The sequence below is a fragment of the Roseovarius nanhaiticus genome (genome assembly GCF_900156535.1).
GTDB classification, from domain to species: domain Bacteria; phylum Pseudomonadota; class Alphaproteobacteria; order Rhodobacterales; family Rhodobacteraceae; genus Roseovarius; species Roseovarius nanhaiticus.
This window is the reverse complement of the sequence record NZ_FTNV01000001.1, coordinates 878,328-903,170: the sequence shown is the minus strand read 5'-3', so window position 1 is coordinate 903,170 and position 24,843 is coordinate 878,328. Positions and strand designations below refer to the sequence as shown.

Annotated in this window: 20 protein-coding genes, 1 tRNA gene and 2 pseudogenes; 13 read left to right on the top strand and 10 right to left on the bottom strand. The window is 61.8% G+C overall.

Annotated features, from left to right (window positions below):
• Positions 1–174 precede the first annotated feature (174 nt).
• Positions 175–1,029 (bottom strand): annotated as a pseudogene (locus BW975_RS04350) (IS5 family transposase); the annotation flags it as partial.
• Between the two features lie 169 nt (positions 1,030–1,198).
• Here BW975_RS04350 and BW975_RS04345 point away from each other — a divergent pair.
• The 5 genes from BW975_RS04345 to BW975_RS04325 all read left to right on the top strand — a co-directional run bounded on the left by BW975_RS04345 (position 1,199) and on the right by BW975_RS04325 (position 6,059).
• The gene (locus tag BW975_RS04345) at positions 1,199–2,398 is read left to right on the top strand and encodes an aromatic ring-hydroxylating oxygenase subunit alpha (RefSeq protein WP_076531267.1); all 1,200 of its coding nucleotides are present in this window, start codon (positions 1,199–1,201) and stop codon (positions 2,396–2,398) included.
• Between the two features lie 91 nt (positions 2,399–2,489).
• Entirely contained in the window at positions 2,490–3,344 is an 855-nt protein-coding gene (locus tag BW975_RS04340) for an ABC transporter permease (protein ID WP_244512563.1), read from the top strand.
• Entirely contained in the window at positions 3,344–4,177 is an 834-nt protein-coding gene (locus tag BW975_RS04335) for an ABC transporter permease (RefSeq protein ID WP_076531262.1), read from the top strand. Before BW975_RS04340 ends, BW975_RS04335 begins: the two co-directional genes overlap by 1 nt.
• Before the next feature lie 2 nt (positions 4,178–4,179).
• Entirely contained in the window at positions 4,180–5,283 is a 1,104-nt protein-coding gene (locus BW975_RS04330; protein WP_076531259.1) for an ABC transporter ATP-binding protein, read from the top strand.
• Between the two features lie 5 nt (positions 5,284–5,288).
• Positions 5,289–6,059 carry a methyltransferase domain-containing protein gene (locus tag BW975_RS04325; RefSeq protein WP_092746233.1) on the top strand — a complete coding sequence of 257 codons (771 nt, stop codon included), beginning with the start codon at positions 5,289–5,291 and terminating at the stop codon, positions 6,057–6,059.
• Between the two features lie 53 nt (positions 6,060–6,112).
• Here BW975_RS04325 and BW975_RS04320 read toward each other — a convergent pair whose 3' ends face one another.
• Entirely contained in the window at positions 6,113–7,270 is a 1,158-nt protein-coding gene (locus tag BW975_RS04320; protein WP_244512518.1) for an extracellular solute-binding protein, read from the bottom strand.
• An 80-nt stretch (positions 7,271–7,350) separates the two neighbouring features.
• On the bottom strand, positions 7,351–8,730 hold the full coding sequence (locus BW975_RS04315; RefSeq protein WP_076531253.1) for an aminotransferase: 1,380 nt from the start codon (positions 8,728–8,730) through the stop codon (positions 7,351–7,353).
• Between the two features lie 150 nt (positions 8,731–8,880).
• On the opposite strand from BW975_RS04315, the gene BW975_RS04310 reads away from it, so the two are divergent.
• The gene (locus tag BW975_RS04310) at positions 8,881–9,525 is read left to right on the top strand and encodes a TetR family transcriptional regulator C-terminal domain-containing protein (RefSeq protein WP_076531250.1); all 645 of its coding nucleotides are present in this window, start codon (positions 8,881–8,883) and stop codon (positions 9,523–9,525) included.
• Positions 9,526–9,534: 9 nt separating this feature from the next.
• Here BW975_RS04310 and BW975_RS04305 read toward each other — a convergent pair whose 3' ends face one another.
• Together BW975_RS04305 and BW975_RS04300 are read right to left on the bottom strand one after the other, a co-directional pair.
• A complete protein-coding gene (locus tag BW975_RS04305; RefSeq protein WP_076531248.1) occupies positions 9,535–10,722 on the bottom strand; it encodes an aromatic ring-hydroxylating oxygenase subunit alpha in 1,188 nt (395 codons plus the stop codon).
• 14 nt (positions 10,723–10,736) lie between these two features.
• Positions 10,737–12,803 (bottom strand): oxidoreductase, encoded by a 2,067-nt coding sequence (locus tag BW975_RS04300; RefSeq protein WP_076531245.1) that lies wholly within the window; start codon positions 12,801–12,803, stop codon positions 10,737–10,739.
• A 101-nt stretch (positions 12,804–12,904) separates the two neighbouring features.
• Here BW975_RS04300 and BW975_RS04295 point away from each other — a divergent pair, with 101 nt between their 5' ends.
• Positions 12,905–13,480, top strand: a complete 576-nt coding sequence (locus BW975_RS04295; RefSeq protein WP_076531242.1) for a TetR family transcriptional regulator — start codon at positions 12,905–12,907, stop codon at positions 13,478–13,480.
• A 274-nt stretch (positions 13,481–13,754) separates the two neighbouring features.
• Here BW975_RS04295 and BW975_RS04290 read toward each other — a convergent pair.
• Positions 13,755–15,140 (bottom strand): annotated as a pseudogene (locus BW975_RS04290) (IS1182 family transposase).
• An 834-nt stretch (positions 15,141–15,974) separates the two neighbouring features.
• Between BW975_RS04290 and BW975_RS04285 the strand changes: the two are divergent.
• Complete coding sequence (locus BW975_RS04285) at positions 15,975–16,763, top strand: site-specific integrase (RefSeq protein WP_244512520.1); 789 nt, start codon at positions 15,975–15,977, stop codon at positions 16,761–16,763.
• 248 nt (positions 16,764–17,011) lie between these two features.
• On the opposite strand, the gene BW975_RS04280 is transcribed toward BW975_RS04285, so the two are convergent.
• Positions 17,012–17,094, bottom strand: a tRNA-Leu gene (locus BW975_RS04280).
• A gap of 175 nt (positions 17,095–17,269) precedes the next feature.
• Here BW975_RS04280 and BW975_RS04275 point away from each other — a divergent pair.
• Complete coding sequence (locus tag BW975_RS04275) at positions 17,270–17,767, top strand: Hint domain-containing protein (RefSeq protein ID WP_076531239.1); 498 nt, start codon at positions 17,270–17,272, stop codon at positions 17,765–17,767.
• Between the two features lies 1 nt (position 17,768).
• On the opposite strand, the gene BW975_RS04270 is transcribed toward BW975_RS04275, so the two are convergent.
• Complete coding sequence (locus tag BW975_RS04270) at positions 17,769–18,626, bottom strand: NAD(P)H-hydrate dehydratase (protein WP_335743487.1); 858 nt, start codon at positions 18,624–18,626, stop codon at positions 17,769–17,771.
• 253 nt (positions 18,627–18,879) lie between these two features.
• Here BW975_RS04270 and BW975_RS04265 point away from each other — a divergent pair, with 253 nt between their 5' ends.
• Complete coding sequence (locus BW975_RS04265) at positions 18,880–19,218, top strand: P-II family nitrogen regulator (RefSeq protein WP_076531236.1); 339 nt, start codon at positions 18,880–18,882, stop codon at positions 19,216–19,218.
• 52 nt (positions 19,219–19,270) lie between these two features.
• Positions 19,271–20,677: a type I glutamate--ammonia ligase gene (glnA, locus tag BW975_RS04260; protein ID WP_076531234.1), complete on the top strand. Its 1,407-nt coding sequence runs from the start codon at positions 19,271–19,273 to the stop codon at positions 20,675–20,677.
• A 218-nt stretch (positions 20,678–20,895) separates the two neighbouring features.
• Here the strand turns inward: glnA and BW975_RS04255 are convergent, their stop codons facing one another.
• Positions 20,896–21,198: a hypothetical protein gene (locus BW975_RS04255; RefSeq protein ID WP_076531232.1), complete on the bottom strand. Its 303-nt coding sequence runs from the start codon at positions 21,196–21,198 to the stop codon at positions 20,896–20,898.
• Position 21,199: 1 nt separating this feature from the next.
• Positions 21,200–22,249, bottom strand: coding sequence for a phage minor head protein (locus tag BW975_RS04250; RefSeq protein WP_076531230.1), 1,050 nt, complete (start codon positions 22,247–22,249; stop codon positions 21,200–21,202).
• Positions 22,250–22,539: 290 nt separating this feature from the next.
• Here BW975_RS04250 and BW975_RS04245 point away from each other — a divergent pair, with 290 nt between their 5' ends.
• Positions 22,540–23,379, top strand: a complete 840-nt coding sequence (locus tag BW975_RS04245; protein WP_244512522.1) for a lytic murein transglycosylase — start codon at positions 22,540–22,542, stop codon at positions 23,377–23,379.
• A gap of 96 nt (positions 23,380–23,475) precedes the next feature.
• A complete protein-coding gene (gene dddP, locus BW975_RS04240; protein ID WP_076531227.1) occupies positions 23,476–24,822 on the top strand; it encodes a dimethylsulfonioproprionate lyase DddP in 1,347 nt (448 codons plus the stop codon).
• Positions 24,823–24,843 lie beyond the last annotated feature (21 nt).

Genomic DNA, 24,843 nt, shown 5'->3' with positions numbered 1-24,843 from the left:
CTGAGAGACAGAGCAGCCCAGCTCGATCAGCAGGTGCAAAGAGTAGCTAAACTAACGTCAAATATCATCCAACCGATGGTGGATACCTCAGACCCCGGAATCATCGGATCGGCCCGAGCTTGGGAGGAAGTGGTCTGCCCCCACCGAGTGGTCCGATCTTAATGTTAATGCATGATCCGGGTCTTGTGACATGATCCTTTCGCTAAAGAGCTTCAGGCAGTTCATTCTAGCGCCGACCCGACTTCGGACATGGCATTCCGCCCACTTCCTCCAAAGCGCCCGGCCCAGGTATCGCGTGGCGCGTAGGATGTCGTTTCGCGCGATGGCTGCAGGGCTGTCTGCTGTGCAGGCGCGCCCGTTGCGGCGGATGGCTATTATCCCGTTGGCACCTCCTTCGATTATCGCGCTATGGCACCGGCGCGTGTCATGGGCACCATCCGCGGTGACGGTATCAATCAGTTCGTCTGGCGGGATCTGCTTCAGCAGCTCCGGCAGCAGGGGGCTGTCTCCCTGGCGCCTCGAAGTGAATTCGACGGCGCGAACATCGCCCGTGCCTGCGTCCACGGCGCGATAGACCTTGCGCCGCTACCTGCGGCGCGACGCACTATGCTTGCGAATCTGCCACTCGCCGTTGCCGCGGGATTTGATGCCGGTGTTATCGATCAGAAGCTTCAGCGGCTGTCCGGATACACGATCCAGGATCTGCACCGCGATCCGCGCCTGGCGCCTCCAGAGCGTCGAACAATCCGGCACCGACCAGTCGAGCCCGGCCATCCGGATCAGGCTGTCGACCAGCCCGGCCGTCCGGCGAAGCAGGAAACCGAAGAGAACTTTCAGCATCAAGCAGGTCTGGATTGCAGCATCCGAGAAGGTATTGGGCCGCCCGCGGTTGCCGGATTTCTCCACTTGCCAGACCATGTCGAGATCAAACCAGACCGACAGCGAGCCTCGCTTGCGCAGCGAGGCGTTGAAGGCTGACGAGTTCGTCGTGCGATAGCGGGGAAGCGTGGATTTCGGCGTGTGCCTCACCTACATCGCTACGTTCCCAAAGGGAATCCCTATCGATATTTCCAACAACGCGCTTCTACCAGTTTCTGAGGCGCGCTATCGGCGGCTGAGCGACCGGCAAAGTTTTTTGTTTGAGCGCTCATTTAAATTGACCTATAATTTTAGTAACAATCATAAGGAGCAGCCCGAAATGGACGCCCAAAACATCCAAGTTCCTGCCCAATGGGATCGCCACGGCCTGCCGGCCTGGAGCTTTTTCAGCGAAGAAATGCTGGAGGCCGAGAAGGAGCAGCTCTTTCGCCGGCACTGGCAGGTCGTATGCCATGTGAACGATGTGCCTGAGCCGGGCGATTTCATGGCCGCGGACCTCGTGGGCGAGCGTGCGCTGGTGATCCGCGGCAAGGACATGAAGGTGCGCGCCTTCCACAACCTTTGCCGCCATCGCGGCAGCCGCGTGGTCGCCGAGCAGTCGGGCAATTGCAAATCGGCGATCATCTGCCCCTTCCACGGCTGGGCCTATAATCTCGACGGCACGCTGCGCGGCGCGGCGCAACCTCAATCGCTGCCTGATCTCGATCCGGTCGAGATGGGGCTAAAGCCCATCGAGATGGAAATCTGGCAGGGCTTTGTCTTCGTGCGTTTCAAGGAAGGCCCGCAACCCTCGGTGGCAGAGATCATGGCGCGCTTCGACGACGAGCTTGCACAGTATGACCTGGAAAACCTGGTGCCCGCGCCCGGCAGCTTCTGGGCCGAGGAGATAAAGGCCAATTGGAAATGCGTGCGAGACGTGGACAACGAAGGCTATCATGTGGCGATGGCCCATCCCGGCCTGCACGATCTTTTCGGCGCCAACTACCATGACGAGCCATTCACGGACGGCACGTCCCGCTCACTGGGGCAATTTCGCGAGGGCAAGCACCGCCTTTGGAGCGTCGAGGCGTATCACAGAGTCCTGGAGGCGCCTGCCCGCCTTGACGAGGATCACAAGGCCGCGTGGCTCTATGTGGGGATGTTCCCCAATCTGGTCTTCGGCTTCTACCCGGATAGTGTGATCTTCTACCATGAATTCCCGGTCGAGAACGGCAAAACCATCCAGCGCGGCACCACCTATCGGCACTGCGATGAGGACCGGCGCATGCGCCTTGCGCGGTACCTGTCGATGCGTATCGACCGCATCACCTCGAAGGAAGACGAGCAACTGATCGAGTGGACCTGGGAGGCCGCGTTCTCCAGCGGCTTCGACGGGGTCGTCCTGTCGGACCTCGAATACGGCGTGAAGAGCTATCACGACAAGCTGCGCGAGATCTTTCCGGTGCTCGATGGCGACGAGCCGCCCGAGGGCATGCTGTTGCGCGAGAACGAGAAGCTTCTGAGCGAAGCCGCACGGTGATGCCCCCCGGCCCTACCTGCGCGCTTGCCTTATGGGCGGCGCCGTGTATCGCTGAAGCCGTGTCGCGGGAGATGCCGATATCGTGCCCAGCCTGAGCCTCCAGAGCCGCCAGGGTCTGACCCTCATCAGCCCCACCCTGATTTATGCGCTGGTCATGCTGGCCGCACCGCTGGCCATGGTGGTGATGTTCAGCTTCTGGACGCAGAACTACCTCGATCTCGACAAGACGCTGACCTTCGCCAATTATCGCGAGGCCTGGACGCAGCCCATCTTTCAGGTGCTGATGTGGCGGAGCCTGCGGATTTCGCTGATCGTGACGGCGGCGACGGTGATCCTGGCCTTCCCGATCGCCTATTACCTGTCGTTCCATGTCAAGTCGCGCAAGGCTTTGTGGCTCTTTCTTATCACTGTGCCGTTCTGGACCAGCTACCTGCTGCGCGTATTCCTGTGGAAGGTGATCCTTGGCTATAACGGCGTCTTCAACTCGGCGCTCATGAATCTCGGGATCATCGACGAGCCGCTGACCTTCATCCTCTACAACGAGAACGCGGTCGTTTTGACGCTGGCCCATGCCTGGGCGCCCTTCGCGATCCTGCCCATCTTCGTGGCGCTTGAGAAGATCGATCGCTCGCTTCTGGAGGCGGCCGAGGATCTGGGCGACGGGGCGGTGCGCCGGTTCTTCCGCGTCACCCTGCCGCTGGCGATGCCGGGCGTTGTCGCGGCGACGCTGATCGTGCTCATCCCGACGGTGGGTGACTATATCACGCCCAAGTTGGTCGGCGGCACGGACGGTCTGATGGTCGCCAACATGATCCAAGTGCAATTCGGCAAGGCCAATAACGCGCCCCTCGGCGCGGCCCTGGCCGTGACGTCGATGGTGGTGGTCGGCGCGATCAGCGTGGGCATCTATCTGCTGGGCCGCAAGCTCGGGGGGAAGATGCGGTGATGCGCGGACTTTCCAGATATGCATCGGCCCGGTGGCTTGCGGTCTATGCAACCTGCTACATGATCTTCCTCTATGCGCCGGTAATTCTGCTTCCGCTTTTCGCCTTCAACGATGCCACGATCATCGCCTTCCCGCTGGCGGGCTACACGACCAGGTGGTTCGATCTTCTCTGGGAGACCGATGCGCTGCACAGCGCCGTGCGCAACAGCGCCATCGTCGCGCTCAGCACGGCGCTCATCAGCACGCTTCTCGGAGCCTGCGCCGCACGCTCGGCCGCGAAATACACCTTCCCGGCGCAGAAGGGCATCATGGGCTTCATCATGCTGCCGCTGGTCCTGCCCGAGATCATCGTCGCCGTGGCCCTGCTAGTCATGCTGATGCAGCTCGGCATGTCGCTGTCGCTCTGGACGGTGATCGCGGGGCATGTGCTGATCTGCACGCCCTTTTCCATTGCGATCCTCAGCTCGGCCTTCGCCGGGATGGAGGAAAGCCTGGAGGAAGCATCGTTCGATCTTGGCGAGACGCGCTGGGGCACGTTTCGGCGCGTGACGCTGCCGCTGATCATGCCGGGGATCGTCTCGAGCCTGCTGATTACCTTCACCATCAGCCTCGACGAATTCATCATCGCCTTCTTCCTGACCGGCACCGATGTCACCCTGCCCGTCTATATCTGGAGCCAGCTGCGCTTTCCGTCCAAGCTGCCCTCGATCATGGCGCTGGGCACCATCCTGCTGGCGGTCTCGATCGGGCTGCTCGTCGTGGCCGAATTCTTCCGCCGCCGCGCGGTCCGTCGCCGCGGCATGGACAGCAGCTCAACAGAAGGACTGATCTGACAATGAACCGAGCCGCCTCCGCGCCGATCATCGAGATCAAGGACGTGACCAAGAATTTCGGTGCCGTGACCGCGCTGAAAGGCGTCGATGCGGTGATCCACGAGGGCGAGTTCTTCTCGCTGCTCGGCCCCTCGGGCTGCGGCAAGACCACGCTTCTGCGCCTCATTGCCGGGTTCGAGCAGGTCTCGGGCGGCTCGATCATGATCGGCGGCAAGTCGATGAAGGACATCCCCGCCAACCGCCGCCCGACCAATATGGTCTTCCAGAGCTACGCGATCTTCCCGCATCTCGACGTGGCCGAGAACGTGGGCTACGGCCTCGTCAGGAAAAAACTGGGCAAGGCCGAGATGGCCCGCGAGGTCGAGCAGGCCCTCGAAATGGTGGACCTTGCCGGCTATGGCAAGCGCAAGGCGCACGAGCTTTCGGGCGGCCAACGCCAGCGTGTGGCACTGGCCCGCGCGCTGGTCATGCGGCCCAAGGTGATCCTGCTGGACGAGCCTCTCTCGGCGCTTGACAAGAAGCTGCGCGACCAGATGCAGCACGAGCTGCGGCAGCTTCAGAAAAGCCTCGGCATCACTTTCATCCTGGTCACCCACGACCAGGAGGAGGCGCTGATCATGTCCGACAGGATCGCCGTCATCTTCGACGGTACGATCGCGCAACTCGCCACCCCCGAGGAGCTCTATCGCCGTCCCAGAACGCGCCGCGTCGCCTCGTTCATCGGGGTCATGAACTTTCTCGAAGCCAGTGCGAGCGGCGGCGACGGTGCGTCCTACCAGCTCGACATTCCCGCGCTCGGACGGATCGAGGTGCCGGCGTCGCAGGCGCCCGAGGGTCTGGCGGCCGCGAAGATCAACGTGGTCGGCGTGCGTCCCGAAATGTTCACCATCACCGGCGAGGATACCGGCCATTTCGAGCGCGAGGTCCAGGGCACCGTGACCGGCACCGATTACTATGGCGACATGACCTATTACAGCGTCGCCGTTCCCGGCGCCGAGGCGCCCGTGACCATCTCGATGCGCAACACGGCCGGCCGCGCCGTCGCCCGCGAGGGCAGCACAGTGACCGTGGGCTGGGGCGCGGATTCGATCGTTCTGCTGGAGTGATGGCGATGACCGACCTTCTCTACGACAAGGGCCATATCTCCTTTCTCGAAATGCTCTGGGGCGAGGGATACCTCTCGCCCGGCGGCCCGGCGGAGGTGGCGCGCGTGGTGGAGGGGCTGGACCTGCGCGGCAAGCGCGTCCTCGATATCGGCTGCGGCTCGGGCGCGATCACGCTCTCGCTGACCGAGGCGCATGGCGCGGCACATGTGACGGGGATCGATGTGGAGGATGACGTTGTCGAGGCGGCACAAACCCGCATCGCCAAGGCAGGCGCCGAGGACCGGGTGACGATAGAAAAGGTGGTCCCCGGCCCCTTTCCGCATGAGGATGGCGCCTTCGACCTGGTCTTCTCCAAGGATTCGATCATCCACATCCCGGACAAGGAATTCCTCGCCCGCGAGGCGTTCCGCGTGCTGGTTCCGGGCGGCTGGATGGCCGTGTCCGACTGGCTGATCGCAGGCGACAGACCCACGGCGGAAATGGGGGCGTATCTCGAGCTCGAGGATCTGGGCTTCGAGATGGCCTCGCCCATGCGCTACCGCGCGGCGCTTGAGGCGGCCGGCTTCACCGACATCGCCCTCACCAACCGGAACCCGTGGTATCTGAACGTCGCGCGCGAGGAACTGAACACGCTCGAGACGCGCCGAGATACGCTGGCAGAGGCGCACGGGGCCGAATTCATCGACCATTCCATCAAGACATGGCGCGCGATGATCGGGGTTCTCGAGACCGGCGAGCATTGCCCGCATCACATTCGCGGCCGCAAACCCGCCTGATACGAAAAAGGCGGGCCGCAGCGCCCGCCCTTCTCATCGGCCGTGACGCAGGCTCAGAATCCTGCCTTGATCATCTCGAACTCGGCAATCATCTTTTCGCGCAGCTCGGGGCCGACAGGCGCCTGCCAGAGCGTGTTGGCCCGCAACTCGTCGTTGACGTTGAGGCCCACCGAGGTCAGCGTTTCCTCGGGAATATCGGCCATCGCCTCGACATTGGAATGCCCGTAACCCCATTGCGTGACGATATATTCCGCCGATCCGGGCTCGAGCCATGCGTTGATGAAGTCGTAAAAGAGGTCCTCGTTCTCTTCCGAGCCGCTGGCGAGGCGCGAATACCCGCAGACCCATGAAGAAGCCCCCTCATCCGTGTCGCGCTTCATCGCGATGGGAAAGCCTTCGCCGCTCATCGTGGCAAAAGTCTCGTTCCACGACCAGGTAAGATAGACCTCGCCACTCTGCATCAGCTGGCGCAGCGACGCGCCGTCGCTCCAGTACGTGCGCACGTTCTGGTGCAGCTTGCGCAGCCAGTCCGATGCCTCCTGAAAATCCTCGTCCGTCGCCTTGGTCCAGTCCTGCACGCCGGTCGCAAGGAAGGCGAGCGCATAGGCATCATCGACGTTGTCGCCGATCGAGATGCGGCCCTGGTGCTTGGGGTCGATAAAGACGTTCAGCGACTGGACATCCTCCTCGCTCAGCTCTTCGGTGTTGTAGATCAGCGCGGTGTTTCCCCAATCGACCGGCACGAGGTAATGATCGCCGTCCTTCATGTAGGCTTCGATATCACGAAAACCCGGCTCCAGCTCGTCCCAACGATCGATCCGCGAGGTGTCGAGCGGGGCAAGCAGACCTGCATCCATCCACTTCGGAACCGATTGCGAGCAGGGATGCGCGACATCGGCCTCGAAACCCGCGCGCAACTTTTGGAAGGCCTCCTCCTCGTCACCGAAGAAGGCGTAGGTAGGCGCCTCTCCATGCTCGTCGATATAGGACTGGAAAAAGCCGGGATCCTCGTAGCCTGCCCAGTCGAAGACAACCAGATCGCCCCCGGCGGCGAGACCGGCCCCCGCCGCACTCATCAGCGCGGCGGACGATACGGCAAGTGCAAGATTTCGATAGGCAGACATGTGTTTCTCCTTGTTGGGCGGCTTCTTGGCGGGTCTGTCGCCACCCGCCTCATGCGAGGCGGGCAGGAACGCGAAGGGCGACAGCATTGCTATCCCGAGCCTTGGATCATTAACTAATGGTCGCGCGTTCCTTATCTTTGTCAGTATGTTGTCATATCTACTTCAAGTCACGCGTCGGAAAGCCGCCGCGTCACCTCTTCCAACGCACGCTCGAGGATATCGAACATCTCGTCGACTTCGGCGCGTGTGATCACAAGAGGCGGCGAAAACACCGCCATGTTGATGAGCGGACGCACCAGAAGCCCCATTTCCTCGCAGACCTCGTCCAGCATAGCGCCAAGACGACGTTCTCCGGCAAGTGTTTTCGCGCCGCCCTCGATGCAGCCCAGAAGGCCCATGCCGCGCACGTCGCCCACCACGTCGAAGCGGCGCAGCGCCCGCAAACGCTCTTGGAAATGCGGGGCGAGCTCACGCACATGCTCGAGGATCTTCTCATCCTCGAGAATCTCGATATTCTTGAGCGCGGCAGCGCAGCAGACGGGGTGCGCCGAATAGGTGTAGCCATTGGCGAAGAGCACCGAGTCGTCCGGGTCGGTCATCCGCTCCATCACGCTATCCGAGATGATGCAGGCCCCGAGCGGCAGATAGCCCGAGGTGAGACCCTTGGCGCAGGTGATGATATCGGGCGTGATCCCGAAGACCTCCTGCGAGGCAAACCAGTGGCCGAGCCGCCCGAAGCCGGTCACCACCTCGTCCGAGATGTAAAGGATGTCGTGCTTGCGGCAGATCTCGCGCGTGCGTTTGTGATAGCCCTCGGGCGGCACGATCACCCCTCCCGAGCACAGGATCGGCTCGGCGATGAAGGCGCCCACATTCTCGGCGCCCACCTCGGCAATCATGTTCTCCAGATCGGCGACCTTCTCATCGCACCAGTCCTCGACGCTCATGCCTTCGGGGCGGCGATAGGGATTGACGTCAGGCAGAAAGCGCACGAGGCGCTTTTCGACGTCGAAACGGGATTTGTCGCGCTCCTTGCCGGTGACCGACGAGGCCAGATAGGTCGAGCCGTGATAGCCCTTCTCGCGCGCGATCACGATCTTCTTGTCCGGCCGGCCGAGGCGGTTGTTCATGAAATGAACGGTGCGGATCGCGGTATCCACCGCAGTCGAGCCGCCCGTCGTGAAGAAGACGTTATTGAGATCGCCCGGCGCCATATCAGCCAGCTTCTTGGCGAGGACCGCCGAAGGCTCCGTCACTGTCGTCCAGGGCGAGGTGTAGGGCAGCGTCATGACCTGCGATGCGATGGCATCGGCCATCTCGCGGCGGCCATAGCCGATCTGGACGCACCACATCCCTCCTGGCCCGTCAATGAAGCGCTTGCCCGCACTGTCCCACAGGTAGATGCCCTTGGCACTGTCGACCATCATGTGATCATAGCCGCGCCAGTCATCCATGGCGGCCCATGGGTGCAGCTGATGGGTACGGTCCCAGTCGTGCAGATCCTCCGCTGCAGGAAGATTGCTGTCGAGGGAGGCAACGGACGTCATCGGATCACTCCTGAAGTTACTATCTGGCCTGAGCCTAGCACAGCTTGCCCGGCTGAAAAGTTTTTTTGACTGCTCAAACAAATAATTTCGCTATAGCCGTGGGTGAGCCCTATTGCTAGACCGACACGAGCCCAACCGAGTGACTTGACCATGGCCGAACAACCCAGTCCGAGGCCCCGCAAGGAGCGCAAGGAGAATGCCGACAGGCGGCGGCAGCAATTGCTGGACGCGACCTGGCGCTCGATCGCCCAGAACGGGCTGGGGCGCACGACTCTGGCGACGGTCGCCGCGCAGGCGGAGCTCTCGCAGGGGGTGGCCGTTTTCTACTTCAAGTCGAAAATCGGCCTTCTGACCGAGGCGCTGCGCGATCACTACGCGCGCTATCAGGCGACCTGGGAGCGCGCCCTGGAGGAGGCGGGCGACGATCCACGCGAGCGTCTGATCGCGCTCATCCGCGCCGATTTCGACCCAGATATCTGCAATCCCGAGGCGCTCTCGATCTGGTTCGCATTTTGGGGCGAGCAAAAGTTCACACCCGATTACGCGGCCATCTCGGCTCAGTTCGACGCTGCCCGCAACGATGCGATCCGCGAGGCCTGCGCGGCCCTGATGGAGGGCGCGCCAGAGGACGAGATCAACCGCACCGGCGATTGGATCGACACGTTTTCCGATGGTTGCTGGCAGCGCCTGCACGTCTTGCCGAACAGCTATAGCGCCGGGGATTGCCTCGACGAGACGCTGGCGCTGGCTGCGCGTCTGATCCCGCAGATCGCGACGCGTTTAATGCCGCGATAAGGCGCGCCATCAGGGCGAGACGCGGCCCAGATAATCATCGTAAAACGCGCGAATGCCCCACTCCATCTCCGACAGCGGGCCGGGGTGGAAGTGATGCGAATTCACCCCCTCTTGGTTGTGGCGAATGATCCGCTCGTCATCCATCGATGTAACGTGCCAAAGCCAGGTCAGATCGCCCATGTCATAATCGCGCCCCGCCTCGGCGCCAGCGCGCACCATCCAGACCACCTCGATGCGGGTTTCCTGCACCCCGGTGGGAACAAAACGGTAGCCCACAACGTGATCGGCGTAGATCAGGAAATTGTTCAAAAGTCCGATCTGCATGTCCGTCGCGCCGCCGTCATGGCCTGTCAGCGTTCCCAAAGGCGGTGCCAAGGGCGCGCCCGTGCGGCTGCCGGTCTGGTAGCCTTCAAATAACGGATAGCGCTTGAAAAAAAGGCTGGCCGAGCCCGCACAGTATTGCACCACCTCTTCGACCGGCAGGCCGATGGCGCGCGAGCGTGCGGCCAGATCCGCGATCAGATCAGCGTTCAGGTCATGCGGATCCTTGATGCTGTGCGAGCGCGCGAAGTCGAGGTGGGCGGGCGCACAATGATAGCACTCCATGTAGTTTTCCAGCGCCAACTTCCAGTTGGCGGGGACGGGGTATCTGGCGGTGTGCGCAATGGTCAAATCGGCCAACCCGAAGGGCGCTACCAGCGGATCCAGCTTTGCCAGGCCAGCGTCCAGATCAGGCGGGGTGTTGGCCGCGCAGACGAAGATCATGCCGTGAAATTCGCGCAGATGCACCGGCAAAAGACCATGTGCAGCGGGATCGAAGCCCTCGGGCATCTCTCTCGCGCGGCGCAGCTTGCCGGTCAGCTCGTAAGTCCAGGCGTGGTAGGGACAGGAAAAGACGCGAGCATTGCCAGCCGACTCGATGCAGACGCGGCTGCCCCGATGGCGGCAGACGTTCTGGAACGCGCTCAGATTGCCGTCGCGATCGCGCGCGATGATCACGGATTCGGGGCCGTAGTCGAAGGTGATGAAATCGCCCGGCTCTGGCAGTTGAGAGATGTGGCCAACCCAGATCCAAGAGGCATTCCAATAGTCGCGGATATCGGCGTTATAGACGTCGTGCTCGGTATAAAAGCCGCGCGGCAAGGCGTGGCCCTCGCGCACTTGCGCCGTCAGCGAGCCCATGTCGAAATCCCTCATAGCCCTGCCCCTTCTTAGCTCAGCGCCGTCATCTCGCGGCGAAAAAACGCGGCCTCGACCGCGCCCGCGTCCTGGCCCAGGGCGCGCGCCGCCGCATGACCGGAATAGACCGCGTCTGCGATCAGGCCAGGCTGCGCGGCATCGCCGATCAGCTGGAGTGTCTCAAGTGCAATCTTGCCCTCTTCGCGCATCGCCATCAGCGCGTCGTAAAGCGCGGTGTCGCGCGCGCGGCCCGTCACCATGACTACGCTGGCGCAATCATGGGTTCGCTCGGCCTCGCCGTAGATACCGTGGGTGGTGCAGGCCCCTGCCCCGATCTGGGCCATCGTGCGCCCCGTGCAGGTGCTCACGCCAGCGGCGATCAGACCGCGCTGCACGCGATCCTGCTCCAGCGTCATTTGGGTCCAGGGGCTGACGATGGCAGCGGGTGTGATCAGTGTCACATCGCGTCCCGCCTCGGCCAAGTGCAGCGCCAGAACGCCGCCCATATAGATCTGCTCGTCATCGTAGATCACCACGGGGCCATTCGGGGGCGCGGCGCCGTCCATGATGTCATCCGGCGTGAGGATCGGCATGGCCGCATCCACTGGAAACGCCTCAAGATGTCTGCGGCCGACTCCATCGCGCCGCCAGCGCGCGCCAGTGGCGACAAAGACGTGGGGCAGGCCTAGCTCGGCCACTTGATCCGCATCGAGGCGGCTTTGCGTGAACATCTGCACATTTCCGCGCTGGCGCAGATCGTACAGGCGATGCTCCATTACGCGCGTCCACGCGCCAAGGCCGCTGAGCGTGCCCTCGCGCGTCACGCGCCCGCCCATGCCCTCGCCAGCGTCGGCCAGCGTCACATCCATGCCACGCCGCGCCAGCTGCATCGCGCATTCCAGCCCCGCAGGCCCGGCGCCGATCACCAGAGCGCCGCCGCTGGCCTCGACCGGTTCAATCTCCTCGGGGTGCCAGCCGCGGCGCCATTCCTCGCCCATCGTCGGATTCTGCGTGCAGCGGATCGGGATCGCGTGGGTGTCGGACGAAACGCATATGTTGCAGCCGATGCACTCGCGGATCTCCTCCACCCGGCCATCGCGGATCTTGGCGGGCAGGAACGGATCGGCGATGGAGGGCCGTGCGGCGCCGATGAAATCGACGATGCCCTTCTGCACCATCGACAGCATCAAATCCGGCGAGGTCAGACGCCCTACGCCCACCACCGGACGCTGCGTGATGTCCTTCACCGCCGCGATATAGCTGTTCTGATAGCCGTCCTCGGGCTGAAACCGCGTGGTCACGCTGTCGTTCTGCCAGCCAGAGACGTTCACGTCCCAAAGGTCGGGCAGATCGGCCAGCATCTTAATGACTTCAAGGCCCTCGCCGCCCGCCTCCATGCCACCCGCGCCCGCCATCTCATCCACCGCAAAGCGGAAGGCGACGGCGCAGGTATCGCCCACCGCCTCTTTCGTCTCCTCCAGCAGCTCACGCGCCAAGCGCACGCGGTTCTCCAGGCTACCGCCGTATTCATCACTGCGCTGGTTCAGGCGCGGCAGCATGAAGTGCTGCGGCAGAACCATCTCGTGCCCGGCATAGACGTAGATGATGTCGAAGCCCGCCTCGCGCGCATTGATCGCCGCCTGCCTGTGCCACGCCCGGAGATTGCAGATATCGGTGCGGTCCATCATGCGCGCCTGTTTGGGATAGAGCGTCTCGATGCTGGCCTCGGACGGGGCCAGAACCGGCGCGCGGGTCATCAGGTTGGCGGCGTGCGCGCCATTATGGGCCAGCTCGATCCCAGCCAGCGCGCCATGCGCGTGGATCGCGTCGGTCATTAGGCGCAGCGCCGGGATATCATCGCGGTCCCACAGCCGCCCCTCAGGATAGGGGCTGAGATCGGAAGTGGGGTGAATTTCCGTCTCTTGGTTGCACACCACACCCCAGCCGCCTGCGGCCTTCATGCCACGCATGGCCGCGTCGGCCTGCGGGCGCAGATGACCCATGCCGCTGCAATGGGGCACCTGGTAGAAGCGGCTCGGTGCCGTCACGGGGCCGATCTTGACCGGCTCGAAGAGAGCGGCATAGGGGCTGGCAGACATGGCGGCACCCTCGGCATCAAAAATGGACGATCGTTCATATTTGACTCCTCCAGCCCCCGGTTGTCAACTGTGTCGCGCAATGAGCCGCATCGGAGCCCCCCGTGAAAGACAACCGCCAGCGCCTGATCGAGGCCGCACTCGCCGCGATCGCCGATGTGGGCTATGCCGCCACCTCGGTCAGTGAAATCACCAGGCGCGCGGGGCTCTCGCGCGGGATGATCCACCTGCATTTCAAGGGAAAGGATGCGCTGATTGCCGAAGCGGCGCGTATCGCCTCCGACGCCTACCACGCGCATCTGGAGGCGGCCGTCGCCGCCGCCGGCCCCGCCCCCGCCGCGCGCATCCGGGCCATCATCGCGGGCGATCTGTCGCCTCAGATCATGAATCCGCGTAGCGTGGGAATCTGGTACGAATTGCGCGGGGCCGCCCGCACGCGCCCTGAAATCGCGCTGCACGCAGGCACGCGCGGCGGACCACTAGAAACCTGGCTGAGTGCCGATTTCCTCGCGCTGGATCCCGGCGACGCGCCTCGTGCCGGCGCCGCCGCACGCGGTACCATCGCCCTGCTCGAGGGCACTTGGACTGATTTCATGCTGGCCCCTGACGGATATGACGCCGCCGCAGCCGAAGGCATGATTCACCGATTCTTGCGCGGGCTTTATCCGGCCGGATTTTAGGCGCGGGGGCGAAAGCGTGATGAGAATGCGTTTGCCCTGCTGATGCAGGACATCGAGACGGTGGTCAGGATGGAGATCAAGAGGTCTTGGCGGCACGCCCTTATGATCTGCGCAGACGAGCTCCGCCAACGGGCTGTGAATGGCCGCTTGGCCCTCGCTTGCGCGAGCCTCTCGCAGTTGCGGCGAAAGACTGCTCTCCGCCGATTCTGTGGAAAAACTAACGTTTGCGAGCGCAGAAATGGCTGTTCCAAATGCGGTGCGAGCGCCTTTCCAATCAGGCTTTTCGCGTTTGCTGCGGTGCGGGAAAGACCTTGGCCAATTTCCGGAGGTTCTGGGCGGTGGCGGCGAGGAGGAATTCGTCATTTGCGCCGCATGGGCCGCGTAATCGGAGCCTTCCGAGGCCGAGGATGCGCTTGAGATGCGCGAAGAGCATCTCGACCTTCTTCCGGAGCTTCATCGAGGCCTCATATTGCTCGGTCTTGGCGATGTCGCGGGCGACCTGGCGAGCGTCTTCGTGCTCTTCGCGGGTGATCGATCGGGCATCTGCATTCGGGCAGCATGTCTGTTTCGATGGGCATGCCTGACAGGTTAGTCGCAAGGCGCGGTATTTGGCGCGCCCCTTGCCGGTTGGTCCCCGCGTCGGGTCGGAATAGTTCCGGCGGAATTGCTTCAGTGACTGGCCCTCGGGGCGGATGTATTGATCATTCTCGGCGTCCTATTCGAAGTCTGCCCGGCTCCAGGTGCCGTCGGTGTGCTCGGACTTGTCCAAGACCAGATTGTGCGGGGCGATCTTGCGGTCGACCAGCCAGCCCAACATCGGCCCAGTGCCTTAGGCCGTATCCGCAATCAGGCGTTCTGGATGCAGCTCGAAACGGTCCTTCATCCTCTTCAACATCGTCTTGGTCGATCCAACCTCTGCCTGCCGGATTGACCGCGTGGCTTCGACATCGACGATCACTCCGTAATCGGTGTCGATCAGGTAATTGTCGGAATAGCTGAAGAAAGCAGGCCCCTTGCGGGCTGTTGTCCACTGGCTTGCCGGATCGGAATAGGACGTGAACTTGGGCTGGACCTCGCTCGCGGCCCCGAAGGCAGCCTCGTCCAACGTGTCGAGATACTCGCGAACCGCACGGGGCGCATCAGCCGGGTCGATCCGCGCCGCGTCCCATTCCTCCTTCGGCGTCGAGTTCTGCTTATTAGCGTCCGCTTCGATCCCGCTGGCATCAATCGCTATGCGCTGGCCGCTGACCAGACCGTCCGCGATGCAGTGCGCAACAGTCGTCTCGAACAGGTGCCGCAGCAACTCGCTGTCGCGGAACCGGCCATGCCGGTTCTTGGAGAAGGTGGAGTGATCCGGGATCCGGTCGCTCAGATCGAGGCGGCAGAACCATCGATACGCCAAGTTCAGATGCACCACTTCGCAGAGCCGACGCTCGGACCGGATGCCGAAGCAATAACCGACCAGCAGCATGCGGATCAGCAGCTCGGGATCGACAGAGGGACGGCCGGTGTGGCTGTAGAAATCTGCAAGATGGGCACGGATGCTGCTCAGGTCGACGAAACGATCGATGGATCGCAGCAGGTGATCTTGTGGCACGTGCTCCTCAAGGGAGAACTCGTAGAATAGCGCCGGTTGCGCCTCCTGCCTCGGTCCCAACATCGTCAATCCCCCTGCCCAATGTGGGAATTGAGTCAGCGGAACACGGTTCAATCAAGCATGAGTTCTTCAACATAATACGCCCCGGACATTGCTCGCGATCACAGATGCTACAGGGCGGCTTTTTCGGCCCAGACAATCCCCGCCGCTCGCCAAATCTGGGTTACAACACGCCAGCTCCAACCATCATTGAAAATGATATTTTGGATCAGTACTACCAGCCCAGTTTCGGTGATATTGGCGGACCTCCATAACTCATACGCTTAGATTGTCAACGGCGGAGAAAGTGTTTCCGCCATGCCATGCTTGCGATAAAGGTCAGCACACTTCGCGCCGGTCTCATGCTCCGTCAGAATAACGATGATCTGCTCTTCGCTGTATCTCATTCGTTTGATTGCCCCCCGTTGGCTCGGACTCTGATTCCTCATAGCGAAAATTTCTTGGCACATCATTTCCGACACCACCGCGAACGGTTTATGTGGATAACTATAAGAGAAGTTTGGGACTTTCTTCGGTAGCGGATATTTTAGTCTAAGAAGCCGCTCTAACTGCTGACAGACATGAGCAATAGAACTGCCTTAATACTCGCCGATAAGAAGACCGCCGCTAAGCTCTTATGCATGCAGCGACCGAGTTCAGAAAACGCGTGGCGCCCTGGGCGTTGCCTCAGCCTATTGATCTGTGCGGATTTCTTCGGTGGCGCGTTTCAGAGCTTGAGGCGGTGGCAACCGAAAGTATCTTGGACTAGGATTTCGTGACATGAAGAAGCCCGATCTGCCTTACCTGAAGTTCAAAACGGTTAAGGGCCGCGAATACGCTTAATTTCGGCGCGGCAAGATGAGATCGCGCCTGCCCGATAATCCTGACAGCGAAGAGTTTTTCAGGGAATACTGGACCATCCGTTCTGGTCGGAAGCCGCATGTCGTCAAGACGACTTGGAATGCGCTAATTATCGATTTTTACAGAAGCCCCGAATTCAGGAGCAAAGCCGCAGGTACGCGCCAGAACTACCGTCGCCACTGCGAGGAACTCCGTGAGAAGAACGGCGACAAGGACATGCGGAATTTTCGCCGCAAGCAGGCAATAGCCGCCCGCGACACATTGGCCGATACGTGGTCGAAAGCGAATGAGCGGCTGGCGGTTTTGTCGATACTATGCCGGAAAGCGGTCGATCTTGAGTGGATCGAGAGGAACCCGGTTACAGACATTCCGAAACTGACGGGCGGAGAATACCAAGCTTGGCCCGATGACAAGCTTGATGCGTATGAGCGCCATTGTGATGCGCATAGGCTGACCATGGCGAGGACGGTTTACGGGCTAGGAGTCGGAACCGGACAACGGCTCGGAGACTGCATCAAGATGACTTGGGACGATTTCGACGGCGAGTATATGGCGGTCTGCCAAGAAAAAACTGACGTCAAGATTTGGGTCTACTGGCCTGTGCGCCTCCAGGCCTACGTTCGGGCGCGTCCTCATGCCGGACGGCATATCCGGCCGCGCAATCTGACCCAGCCAATCGGGAAACGGGCGGCTCAAAAGGCGGTGGAGGACGTTCGATCCGCTCTAGGTCTCATGCATGGCGAAAGCCGTCTGATTCCACATGGCTGGCGCTACTCGGCGGCATGACTTGTGGCGGAAGCTGGCTGCACCGACTCTGAAATTCAGGCCGTCACCGGCCATAAGACGCTCGCCATGGTCCAAAAGTACCGCGCGCAAGCCAATCAAAGGACGGCGTCGAAGCGGGCGCAGCAGCGTCGAGACCTTTGAGAACAGAACAAGACCAGGACATGAATGTGCGAAACCGAGTGCGAAACTTTCGCTCAGGCTAAGCTTTCGGCGCCCCGGCCTTCATACAAAGTTCGATAAAATCAAAATGGTGCGGGTGAGAGGACTCGAACCTCCACGCCAAAGGCGCCAGAACCTAAATCTGGTGCGTCTACCATTCCGCCACACCCGCAACGCGCCAGCCCCAATCGGCGCAGCGCCAAGACCGTCTAGCGCAGGCACGCAAACGATGCGAGGGGGAAAATCGACACGCGTTCCGGCCAAGCGATAAAAATAGGCGACATTTACCTGCCGTTGGGATAACCTCGTTCATAATAACGAGCAGATAAAAACACGGAACATACGCCATGACGCCGAAAACGGCCGGGCGCGATCACGGGCAAATGACCCTTGAGGCCCAAGTGGAGCCTGCCGGAGTGCTATCCGGCAGTATCATTTTGACTCTGGACGGTGAAATGCCGGTCGAGCATCTTTTGCCGGGGGATCGGATCGTGACGCGCGATAGCGGCACGGCAACCCTCACATCGGTTTATCGGCACGTTCTACGCGTGCGGGCAGTGCGTATCCTGGCCGGATCGCTGGGCGATACGCGGCCGGACCGCGATGTGGTGCTGCCCGAAAATCAGCAGGTGCTGGTGCGCGACTGGCGGGCCAAAGCGCTTTTTGGCTTGCGGCAGGTGGCGGCCCCGGCGCAGTCGTTAATCGACGGCGAATTCATTATCTCCGAAGGTCTGATGACCATGGTCCTGCACGAGCTGCGCTTTGACACGCCGCATGTGATCTATGCTGACGGGCTGGAACTGGTTGCACCCGACGTCCGCACGGCACAGCGCGGCGCCGCCTGACCTAGACGCCCAGCCGCGACAACACGCGCGGAAGCACTTCGGGCAGATCCTCGGCGACAAGGCCCGGCCCGAAGAGACGTGCCGCCTCGGCATGCAGCCAAGCGCCCGTGGCTGCCGCGTCTATCGGCGCATGGCCGCGCGCGATCAGCCCCGTGATGATCCCCGCCAGAACATCCCCCGCCCCCGCCGTCGCCAGCCACGGCGCAGCGCGGTCCCCGGTCGCGCTGTGCCGATAGCAGGTGCCGTCCGGTCCGGCGATCAGCGTCTCGGCGCCCTTCAGCAGGATCGTGCAGCCCGCCCGTTCAGCCGCGCGGCGCAGCGCCGCGGCACGCGGCGTCACAGCGTCCGGCACCTCGATGTCAGGGAACATCCGCGCAAACTCGCCCATATGCGGCGTCAGGAGGCAACCGGAATGGAGCGCCGCCATCAACGCGCCATCCTTGCCGATCGCCGTGAGCGCGTCGGCGTCTATCACAAGCGGGCAGCGCGCATCGACCAGCGCGCGGGCCAGAAGCGGACCCGCCCGGTCAACGCCCAGACCGGGCCCGAGGCAAAGCGCCGATATCCGTGCATCCTCCAGACGCGCGTTTAGCGTCTGCGCATCCTGGATACGCATCAGCATCACCGCGGTCTCATGCGCCGCCACCTCCAGCTGCGCCGCGGGCGGCACGCCCAGCGTCACCAGACCCGCCCCGATGCGCAATGCCGCCCGCGCGGCCAGCCGAGCGGCGCCCGTCGCGCCGGCCCCACCGCTAAGGATTACCGCGTGGCCATGATCGTATTTATGCGCTCCACCGGGCTTGCGAAGGCTTGCGATCCGCGCGGGCCCCATCGTGACAAGGCGTGGTTGTCGGTCCATTTCGGGAGCGCTCCGATTGAGGGTCATGGCCTTAAACTGCGGCGCGAGGGGCGAATGATCAACCATTTCTCGGCCGCCGCGGTCGGCGCCCGTCGGACTCACAATCGCTCGAAAATTGGGCGCGCTGCCCAAAAAATAGGCAGGCCCCAAAAGAAATGCAGACCATCCCCGCGTCACGACCGCCACCCATTGAGCCCCCCGCGCGCGCATGATTTGTCGGGCGGGAATGCGGGACAATCAAGGGAGCCGTGGCATGAAAAAGATCGAGGCGATCATCAAGCCGTTCAAACTCGACGAGGTGAAGGAAGCTCTGCAAGACGCGGGCATCCAGGGCCTCAGCGTCATCGAGGTCAAGGGCTTTGGCCGCCAGAAAGGCCACACCGAGCTTTATCGCGGCGCCGAATATGTCGTCGATTTCCTGCCGAAGGTAAAAATCGAGGTGGTGCTGGATGACGATCAGGTCGACGGCGCCATCGAGGCCATCGTCGAGGCCGCCAAGACCGACAAGATCGGTGACGGCAAGATCTTTGTCAGCCCGGTCGAACAGGCCATCCGCATCCGCACCGGCGAGACCGGCTCGGACGCGCTGTAAGCCACCGATTTCCAATACGTTTCAAGCAATATCCAAGTGGAGGATCAATCCCATGAGCGCAGCTGATCTGCTCAAGAAAATCAAGGACGACGACATCGAGTATGTCGACATCCGCTTTACCGACACGCGCGGCCGTTTGCAGCATGTGACCATCGTTTCCGACCTCGTGGACGAGGACTTCATCGAGGAAGGCTTCATGTTCGACGGCTCGTCGATCGCGGGCTGGAAGTCGATCGAGGCATCGGATATGAAGCTGATGATGGACACCGACAGCGCCTATGTCGATCCGTTCTACGCCGAGAAAACCATCTGCGTGCATTGCTCGATCGTCGAGCCGGACACCGGCGAATCCTACGAGCGCGACCCGCGCGGCACCGCCGAGAAGGCCGAGGCCTATCTCAAGGCGTCCGGCATCGGCGACACGGCCTACATGGGCCCCGAGGCCGAGTTCTTCCTCTTTGACAACGTGCGTTACTCGAACACCATCAACAAGGTGTCCTACGAGGTCGACGCGCAGGACGGCAGCTGGAACACCGACACCGAGTACGAAATGGGCAATATGGGCCACCGGCCCGGCCTGAAGGGTGGCTACTTCCCCACCAACCCGACCGATGACGCACATGACATCCGCGCCGAAATGCTGTCGACGATGAAGCGCCTTGGCATGAAGGTGGACAAGCACCACCACGAGGTGGCGTCCTGCCAGCACGAGCTGGGCCTCCTGTTCGGCACGCTGACCAAGCAGGCGGACGAGATCCAGAAGTACAAATACGTCATCCACAACGTCGCGCAGGCCTATGGCAAGTCGGCCACCTTCATGCCCAAGCCGATCTACGGCGACAACGGCAGCGGCATGCATGTGAACATGTCGATCTGGAAGGACGGCAAGCCGCTCTTCGCGGGCGACAAGTATGCCGATCTCAGCCAGGAGGCGCTGTGGTTCATCGGCGGCATCCTCAAGCATGCCAAGTCGCTGAACGCTTTCACCAACCCGACGACCAACAGCTACAAGCGTCTGGTCCCCGGCTTCGAGGCGCCCGTTCTGCGCGCCTATTCCGCGCGCAACCGCTCGGGCTGTGTCCGGATCCCCTGGACCGAAAGCCCCAAGGCCAAGCGCGTCGAGGCCCGCTTCCCCGATCCGGCGGCGAACCCCTACCTGGCGTTCGCGGCGTTGCTGATGGCTGGCCTCGACGGCATCAAGAACAAGATCGATCCCGGCGAAGCGATGGACAAGAACCTTTACGATCTGCCCGCCGAAGAGCTGGAAGGCATCCCCACCGTCTGCGGAAGCCTGCGCGAGGCGATGACCGAGCTGCAGAGCGACATGGATTACCTGCTCGCCGGTGACGTGTTCACCCGCGATCAGGTGCAGGGCTACATCGACCTGAAGATGGAAGAAGTCCTGAAATACGAAACGACACCGCACCCGGTGGAATTTGGAATGTACTATAGCTGCTGATCCAACCGCATTAGCATCATGCGAAGGGCGCCCTGTCACGGGGCGCCCTTTTTCGATCTGGGCATCGTGGCTAATGTTGAGTCACAGGGGCAGTGAGGGTGATGTTTGCGAAACTCTTACCAAGCGAATTCGCAACTTGTCGGCAATGCGGGACGGAGCGCCATTTCGCTGCGAATGCGCCAATGGCTGCTATGAGCGTTCCTTCGTTCGGAATCGGCCTAAGATAGCGAAGCTGCCCAGATCAAAAAGTCCTTAAAGAGGAAACGAACGCCCTTATCTGGAACAACCCAGTCGGCCTTCGACTCTTTGAACCATAGTGAGCCTAGATCAGTCTCGCTATCCGCTAAGAGTTTTTCGCAGTACGTGACTAATTCCCGCACGGCTTGATCGCCATAGCTTTGTCGAAAGTCTTCATAGATTTGGTTGCGCCCGTCTGGGGTATCGGCCCAACCAGGATGAACGACATCTAGGTCTTGATGAAATTGCAAGGTGAAGTCGTAGAATGATTTCGGCGGCGTCATGTCAGTCAATCCTTGGATAGGATGTGATAATGATAAATCCATCCGGCATGTCCGGGGCGTGCTCAATAACAGTACCCACACCAAATGTCTGCCGGAGTTGTATCGGAGATGACGCGCGCCGAGTGGTTCGGTATGCCTCAAAGCCTGTTATTGATTCAAAATCACTTGTTATGAATGCTCTACGCAATCTCCCGCTGGCGACTTCGTTCACAACGTCTACGTTTCTCGCAAGATTGGAGTTCGTCAGCTTCTGAGCCGCCTCAAGTGAGGGGAACGTCCCGTGTCGCCAGCGATACTGGCTTACGAAAAGCATTCTCCCACGCGGCGTGCTGACTGAACCGATTAGGAAGGTTTCGCTTTTCCCCACATGCAGTGCAATGGTGTGGCCCCCGCCTGCTTCGTGGACTGAAAGGTCTTGTGGAGGAACGCTGCCGTCGAAGTCGGCTAGAACTACGTTGCTTTGAGGGGCTGTTGCAATGGGTTCCGCATAGCACCGACAGTTATGTGCTTCACCTGGATGCCCGCCCACTGGGGGATCATCCCAACGGAACACTTGGTCGTCAAATCCTGCATGGCTATCTCGCACCTTGGCGTCGTCTTGTGAGCGCCAAATATATTGCTCAATCCCGAGGTCTTCCTGCCGAAGCTGGTTGATCAGACCGGCGAAGGCCCGCAAAAGGCGTTCTTCCATGGCCGTTCGAAGCGGTCGAAGCCGTTGCAGGTGATTTTGATATTCGCTAAATATGCTCTCAAGCCGCGCGTCCCATGCGTTGAGCGCTTCCGCCCTTGCATCGGACACATCGCGCAAATCGGATCCCGAAACAGTTGGCACTGTGTCAGGCGGCGTCAGCGAGTTCAGCAGCATTCGGGTGTTTTCGGCAATCTCTCGGTCGAGGCTTTCGCTGAAATCAGCCCGTAAAGCGGAATAGTTTGGGAAAGTCGATTTGAGCGATAGCCCGGCGCGGCGACCAACGATGAGACCATCGCGCCGTGCGAGAACATAATTGCCGTTCCCGCCATGTCTGAGGAAGTCGCTGAAACTGTGTTGCATGGAACCTCCGAATACGTGTGGAACAGGTTCTATTCACAAATGGTAAAGAAAGCCTAAGATCACCGTTCGCAACGCTCTTGAGGAAAGCAACTCACTCCGCTCGCGTCAGAACCGGACATTCATGCGTTTCGCAGCATCGGTCAAAGTGGGCTCCGAACAGCCATTCGCTGCATAAGCATCGTTTACCGCACAGGGCGCCTTAACGCGGGACACTTTTCCGTGGGTGATAGCCCGATGGCTCGGTGTTACCGGGCCGGGCTAGGCAGCCGCCCGCGCAACCGCTAGGCTACATGAAAGATAACTTAAGCCTCGGGATCATCATGCGCCTCATCGCCTTCACGCTTTTCGCCTCTCTCGCCGCCGCCCCCGTGGCCGCGGATTGCATCACGTCGCAGAACGCCTTCGGTCAATACAAACAGGCGCTGGCCCAGACAGCCGCATCTCAGGGCGTCGGTCAAAGGGGGCAACAGGCCCTATCGCAGGCGGGACTGTCCAGCATCACCTGGCGGTTCGAGTCGCAGCCCTCCAGCCAGACGGGTACGCTGCAGGGCGATCCGGCACAGTTCCTGGCCAAACGCTCGGGCAGTTCGGCGGCGAATTTCATTGCGCAGGTCGAAAACCGGATCGCACGCAATCCGAACACGTTTACCGCGATCGAGCAGCGCTTTGGCGTGCCGGCCAGCATTCTGGCCACCATCTGGGGGCTTGAGACCAGCTGGGGCGGCTATATGGGCCGCACCCCCATCGTCAGCGGCGCCGTGACGCTGTCCTCCTATTGCCGCCGCTATCCGCGTTTCGTTCCACATGCCGTTGCGGCGCTGCAATTGGTGGATCGCGGCGTGATAACCGCCGGCACGCAAGGCGGCCCGTCTGGCGAGCTGGGGCATATGCAATTCCTGGCCGGCAACTGGGTGCAATATGCCGTGGATGCCGATGGCAATGGCCGTGCCGATCCCTATTCCGCTGCCGATGCGCTGGCGACCGCCGCCAACATGCTGCGCGCCAATGGCTGGCGCGCCGGGCAGCCCTTTGGCCAGGGCACGGCGAATTTCAACGTTCTGTCGGCGTGGAACGACAGCGGCAACTACCAGCGCGCCATTGCTTATGCGGCGGAGCGCGTGCGCCGCTAATCGCTCGTTAACGGCGCCGGGTGGTCGCAAACGATAGCGACATACGCCCTGCCCCTACGTCACGCTGAGGCTGCATTCCAGCCCCAGCGAGGCCCCATGAACCAGCATTATCGCGACACGCGCAAGATCGACCCGACGCGCGGCGCGCGGTTGGGTGACAACACCCCGAACGATCAGGACCGCGTCGAGATCGGGCCGACGCAGCTGGCCTATGCCGAATGGGCCGCCGCCGGCCTGCTTCTGCCGGACCTGCAGGAAATGCGCCGCTACCGCTGGGATAGGCTGACGCGGCACGTGGTCCAGCGCGGCTATGCGGGCGTCCTCATGTTCGATCCGCTCAACATCCGCTACGCGACCGACAGCACCAACATGCAGCTGTGGAACACCCATAACCCATTCCGCGCCGTACTGCTTTGCGCCGATGGCTACATGGTCATCTGGGATTACAAGAACTCGCCTTTTCTGAGCGAATTCAACCCGCGGGTAGCCGAGCGGCGGAGCGGGGCGGACCTCTTCTATTTCGACCGGGGCGACAAGATTGACGTGGCCGCCGATGTCTTTTCCAACGAGGTGCGGCTGCTGCTGGCCGAGCATGCGCCGGGCAACAGCCGCCTTGCCGTCGACAAGATCATGATCCACGGACTGCGCGCGCTTGAGGCGCAGGGGATCCAGGTGATCCCCGGCGAGGAGCTGACCGAGAAGTGCCGCGCCGTGAAAGGCCCCGATGAGATCCGCGCGATGCGCTGCGCCTCCCACGCCTGCGAGGTCGCGGTGAAAGCGATGGAGGAGGCCGCCCGCACAGGCGTGCCGCGCGGCGACATGTCCGAGGATGACATTTGGGCCGTGCTCCATGCCGAGAATATCCGCCGCGGCGGAGAATGGATCGAGACGCGGCTGCTGACCTCGGGCCCCCGCACCAATCCTTGGTTTCAGGAATGCGGCGGGCGGATCGTCCAGAATAACGAGATCGTGGCCTTCGATACCGACCTCGTCGGCAGCTACGGACTCTGCGTCGACATCAGCCGCACATGGTGGATCGGCGACGCGCCCGCCCGCCCCGACATGATTGAGGCAATGCTGCACGGGATCGAGCATATCCGGCACAATATGGACCTGCTGCGCCCCGGCATCACCATTCCCGAGATCACCGAGCGCGCGCATCGCCTCGCGCCCGAATATCAGCGCGGCAAATACGGCTGCCTCATGCATGGCGTCGGCCTGTGCGATGAGTGGCCGCTGGTGGCCTATCCCGATCAGGCGGTCCCCGGCTCGTTCGATTACGCGCTCGAGCCGGGCATGACGATCTGCGTCGAGGCGCTGATCAGTCCCGAGGGGGGCGATTTCTCGATCAAGCTGGAGGATCAGGTTCTCATCACCGAGGACGGATACGAGAATTTGACGCGTTATCCGTTTGATCCAGCGCTCACTGGCGGGCGTGCCTGATCTCACCTTGACGTGAATTAA

What these genes read in the sequence shown, in the direction of transcription:
- BW975_RS04320 (WP_244512518.1), bottom strand. Translation starts at nt 7,270, where the DNA reads ATGCTGTCGCCCTTCGCGTTCCTGCCCGCCTCGCATGAGGCGGGTGGC.
- BW975_RS04265 (WP_076531236.1), top strand. Translation starts at nt 18,880, where the DNA reads ATGAAAAAGATCGAGGCGATCATCAAGCCGTTCAAACTCGACGAGGTG.
- BW975_RS04345 (WP_076531267.1), top strand. Translation starts at nt 1,199, where the DNA reads ATGGACGCCCAAAACATCCAAGTTCCTGCCCAATGGGATCGCCACGGC.
- BW975_RS04315 (WP_076531253.1), bottom strand. Translation starts at nt 8,730, where the DNA reads ATGACGTCCGTTGCCTCCCTCGACAGCAATCTTCCTGCAGCGGAGGAT.
- BW975_RS04300 (WP_076531245.1), bottom strand. Translation starts at nt 12,803, where the DNA reads ATGTCTGCCAGCCCCTATGCCGCTCTCTTCGAGCCGGTCAAGATCGGC.
- BW975_RS04255 (WP_076531232.1), bottom strand. Translation starts at nt 21,198, where the DNA reads ATGACGCCGCCGAAATCATTCTACGACTTCACCTTGCAATTTCATCAA.
- BW975_RS04335 (WP_076531262.1), top strand. Translation starts at nt 3,344, where the DNA reads ATGCGCGGACTTTCCAGATATGCATCGGCCCGGTGGCTTGCGGTCTAT.
- BW975_RS04245 (WP_244512522.1), top strand. Translation starts at nt 22,540, where the DNA reads ATGAAAGATAACTTAAGCCTCGGGATCATCATGCGCCTCATCGCCTTC.
- BW975_RS04270 (WP_335743487.1), bottom strand. Translation starts at nt 18,626, where the DNA reads ATGGACCGACAACCACGCCTTGTCACGATGGGGCCCGCGCGGATCGCA.
- glnA (WP_076531234.1), top strand. Translation starts at nt 19,271, where the DNA reads ATGAGCGCAGCTGATCTGCTCAAGAAAATCAAGGACGACGACATCGAG.
- BW975_RS04275 (WP_076531239.1), top strand. Translation starts at nt 17,270, where the DNA reads ATGACGCCGAAAACGGCCGGGCGCGATCACGGGCAAATGACCCTTGAG.
- BW975_RS04285 (WP_244512520.1), top strand. Translation starts at nt 15,975, where the DNA reads ATGAGATCGCGCCTGCCCGATAATCCTGACAGCGAAGAGTTTTTCAGG.
- dddP (WP_076531227.1), top strand. Translation starts at nt 23,476, where the DNA reads ATGAACCAGCATTATCGCGACACGCGCAAGATCGACCCGACGCGCGGC.
- BW975_RS04325 (WP_092746233.1), top strand. Translation starts at nt 5,289, where the DNA reads ATGACCGACCTTCTCTACGACAAGGGCCATATCTCCTTTCTCGAAATG.
- BW975_RS04305 (WP_076531248.1), bottom strand. Translation starts at nt 10,722, where the DNA reads ATGAGGGATTTCGACATGGGCTCGCTGACGGCGCAAGTGCGCGAGGGC.
- BW975_RS04330 (WP_076531259.1), top strand. Translation starts at nt 4,180, where the DNA reads ATGAACCGAGCCGCCTCCGCGCCGATCATCGAGATCAAGGACGTGACC.
- BW975_RS04310 (WP_076531250.1), top strand. Translation starts at nt 8,881, where the DNA reads ATGGCCGAACAACCCAGTCCGAGGCCCCGCAAGGAGCGCAAGGAGAAT.
- BW975_RS04250 (WP_076531230.1), bottom strand. Translation starts at nt 22,249, where the DNA reads ATGCAACACAGTTTCAGCGACTTCCTCAGACATGGCGGGAACGGCAAT.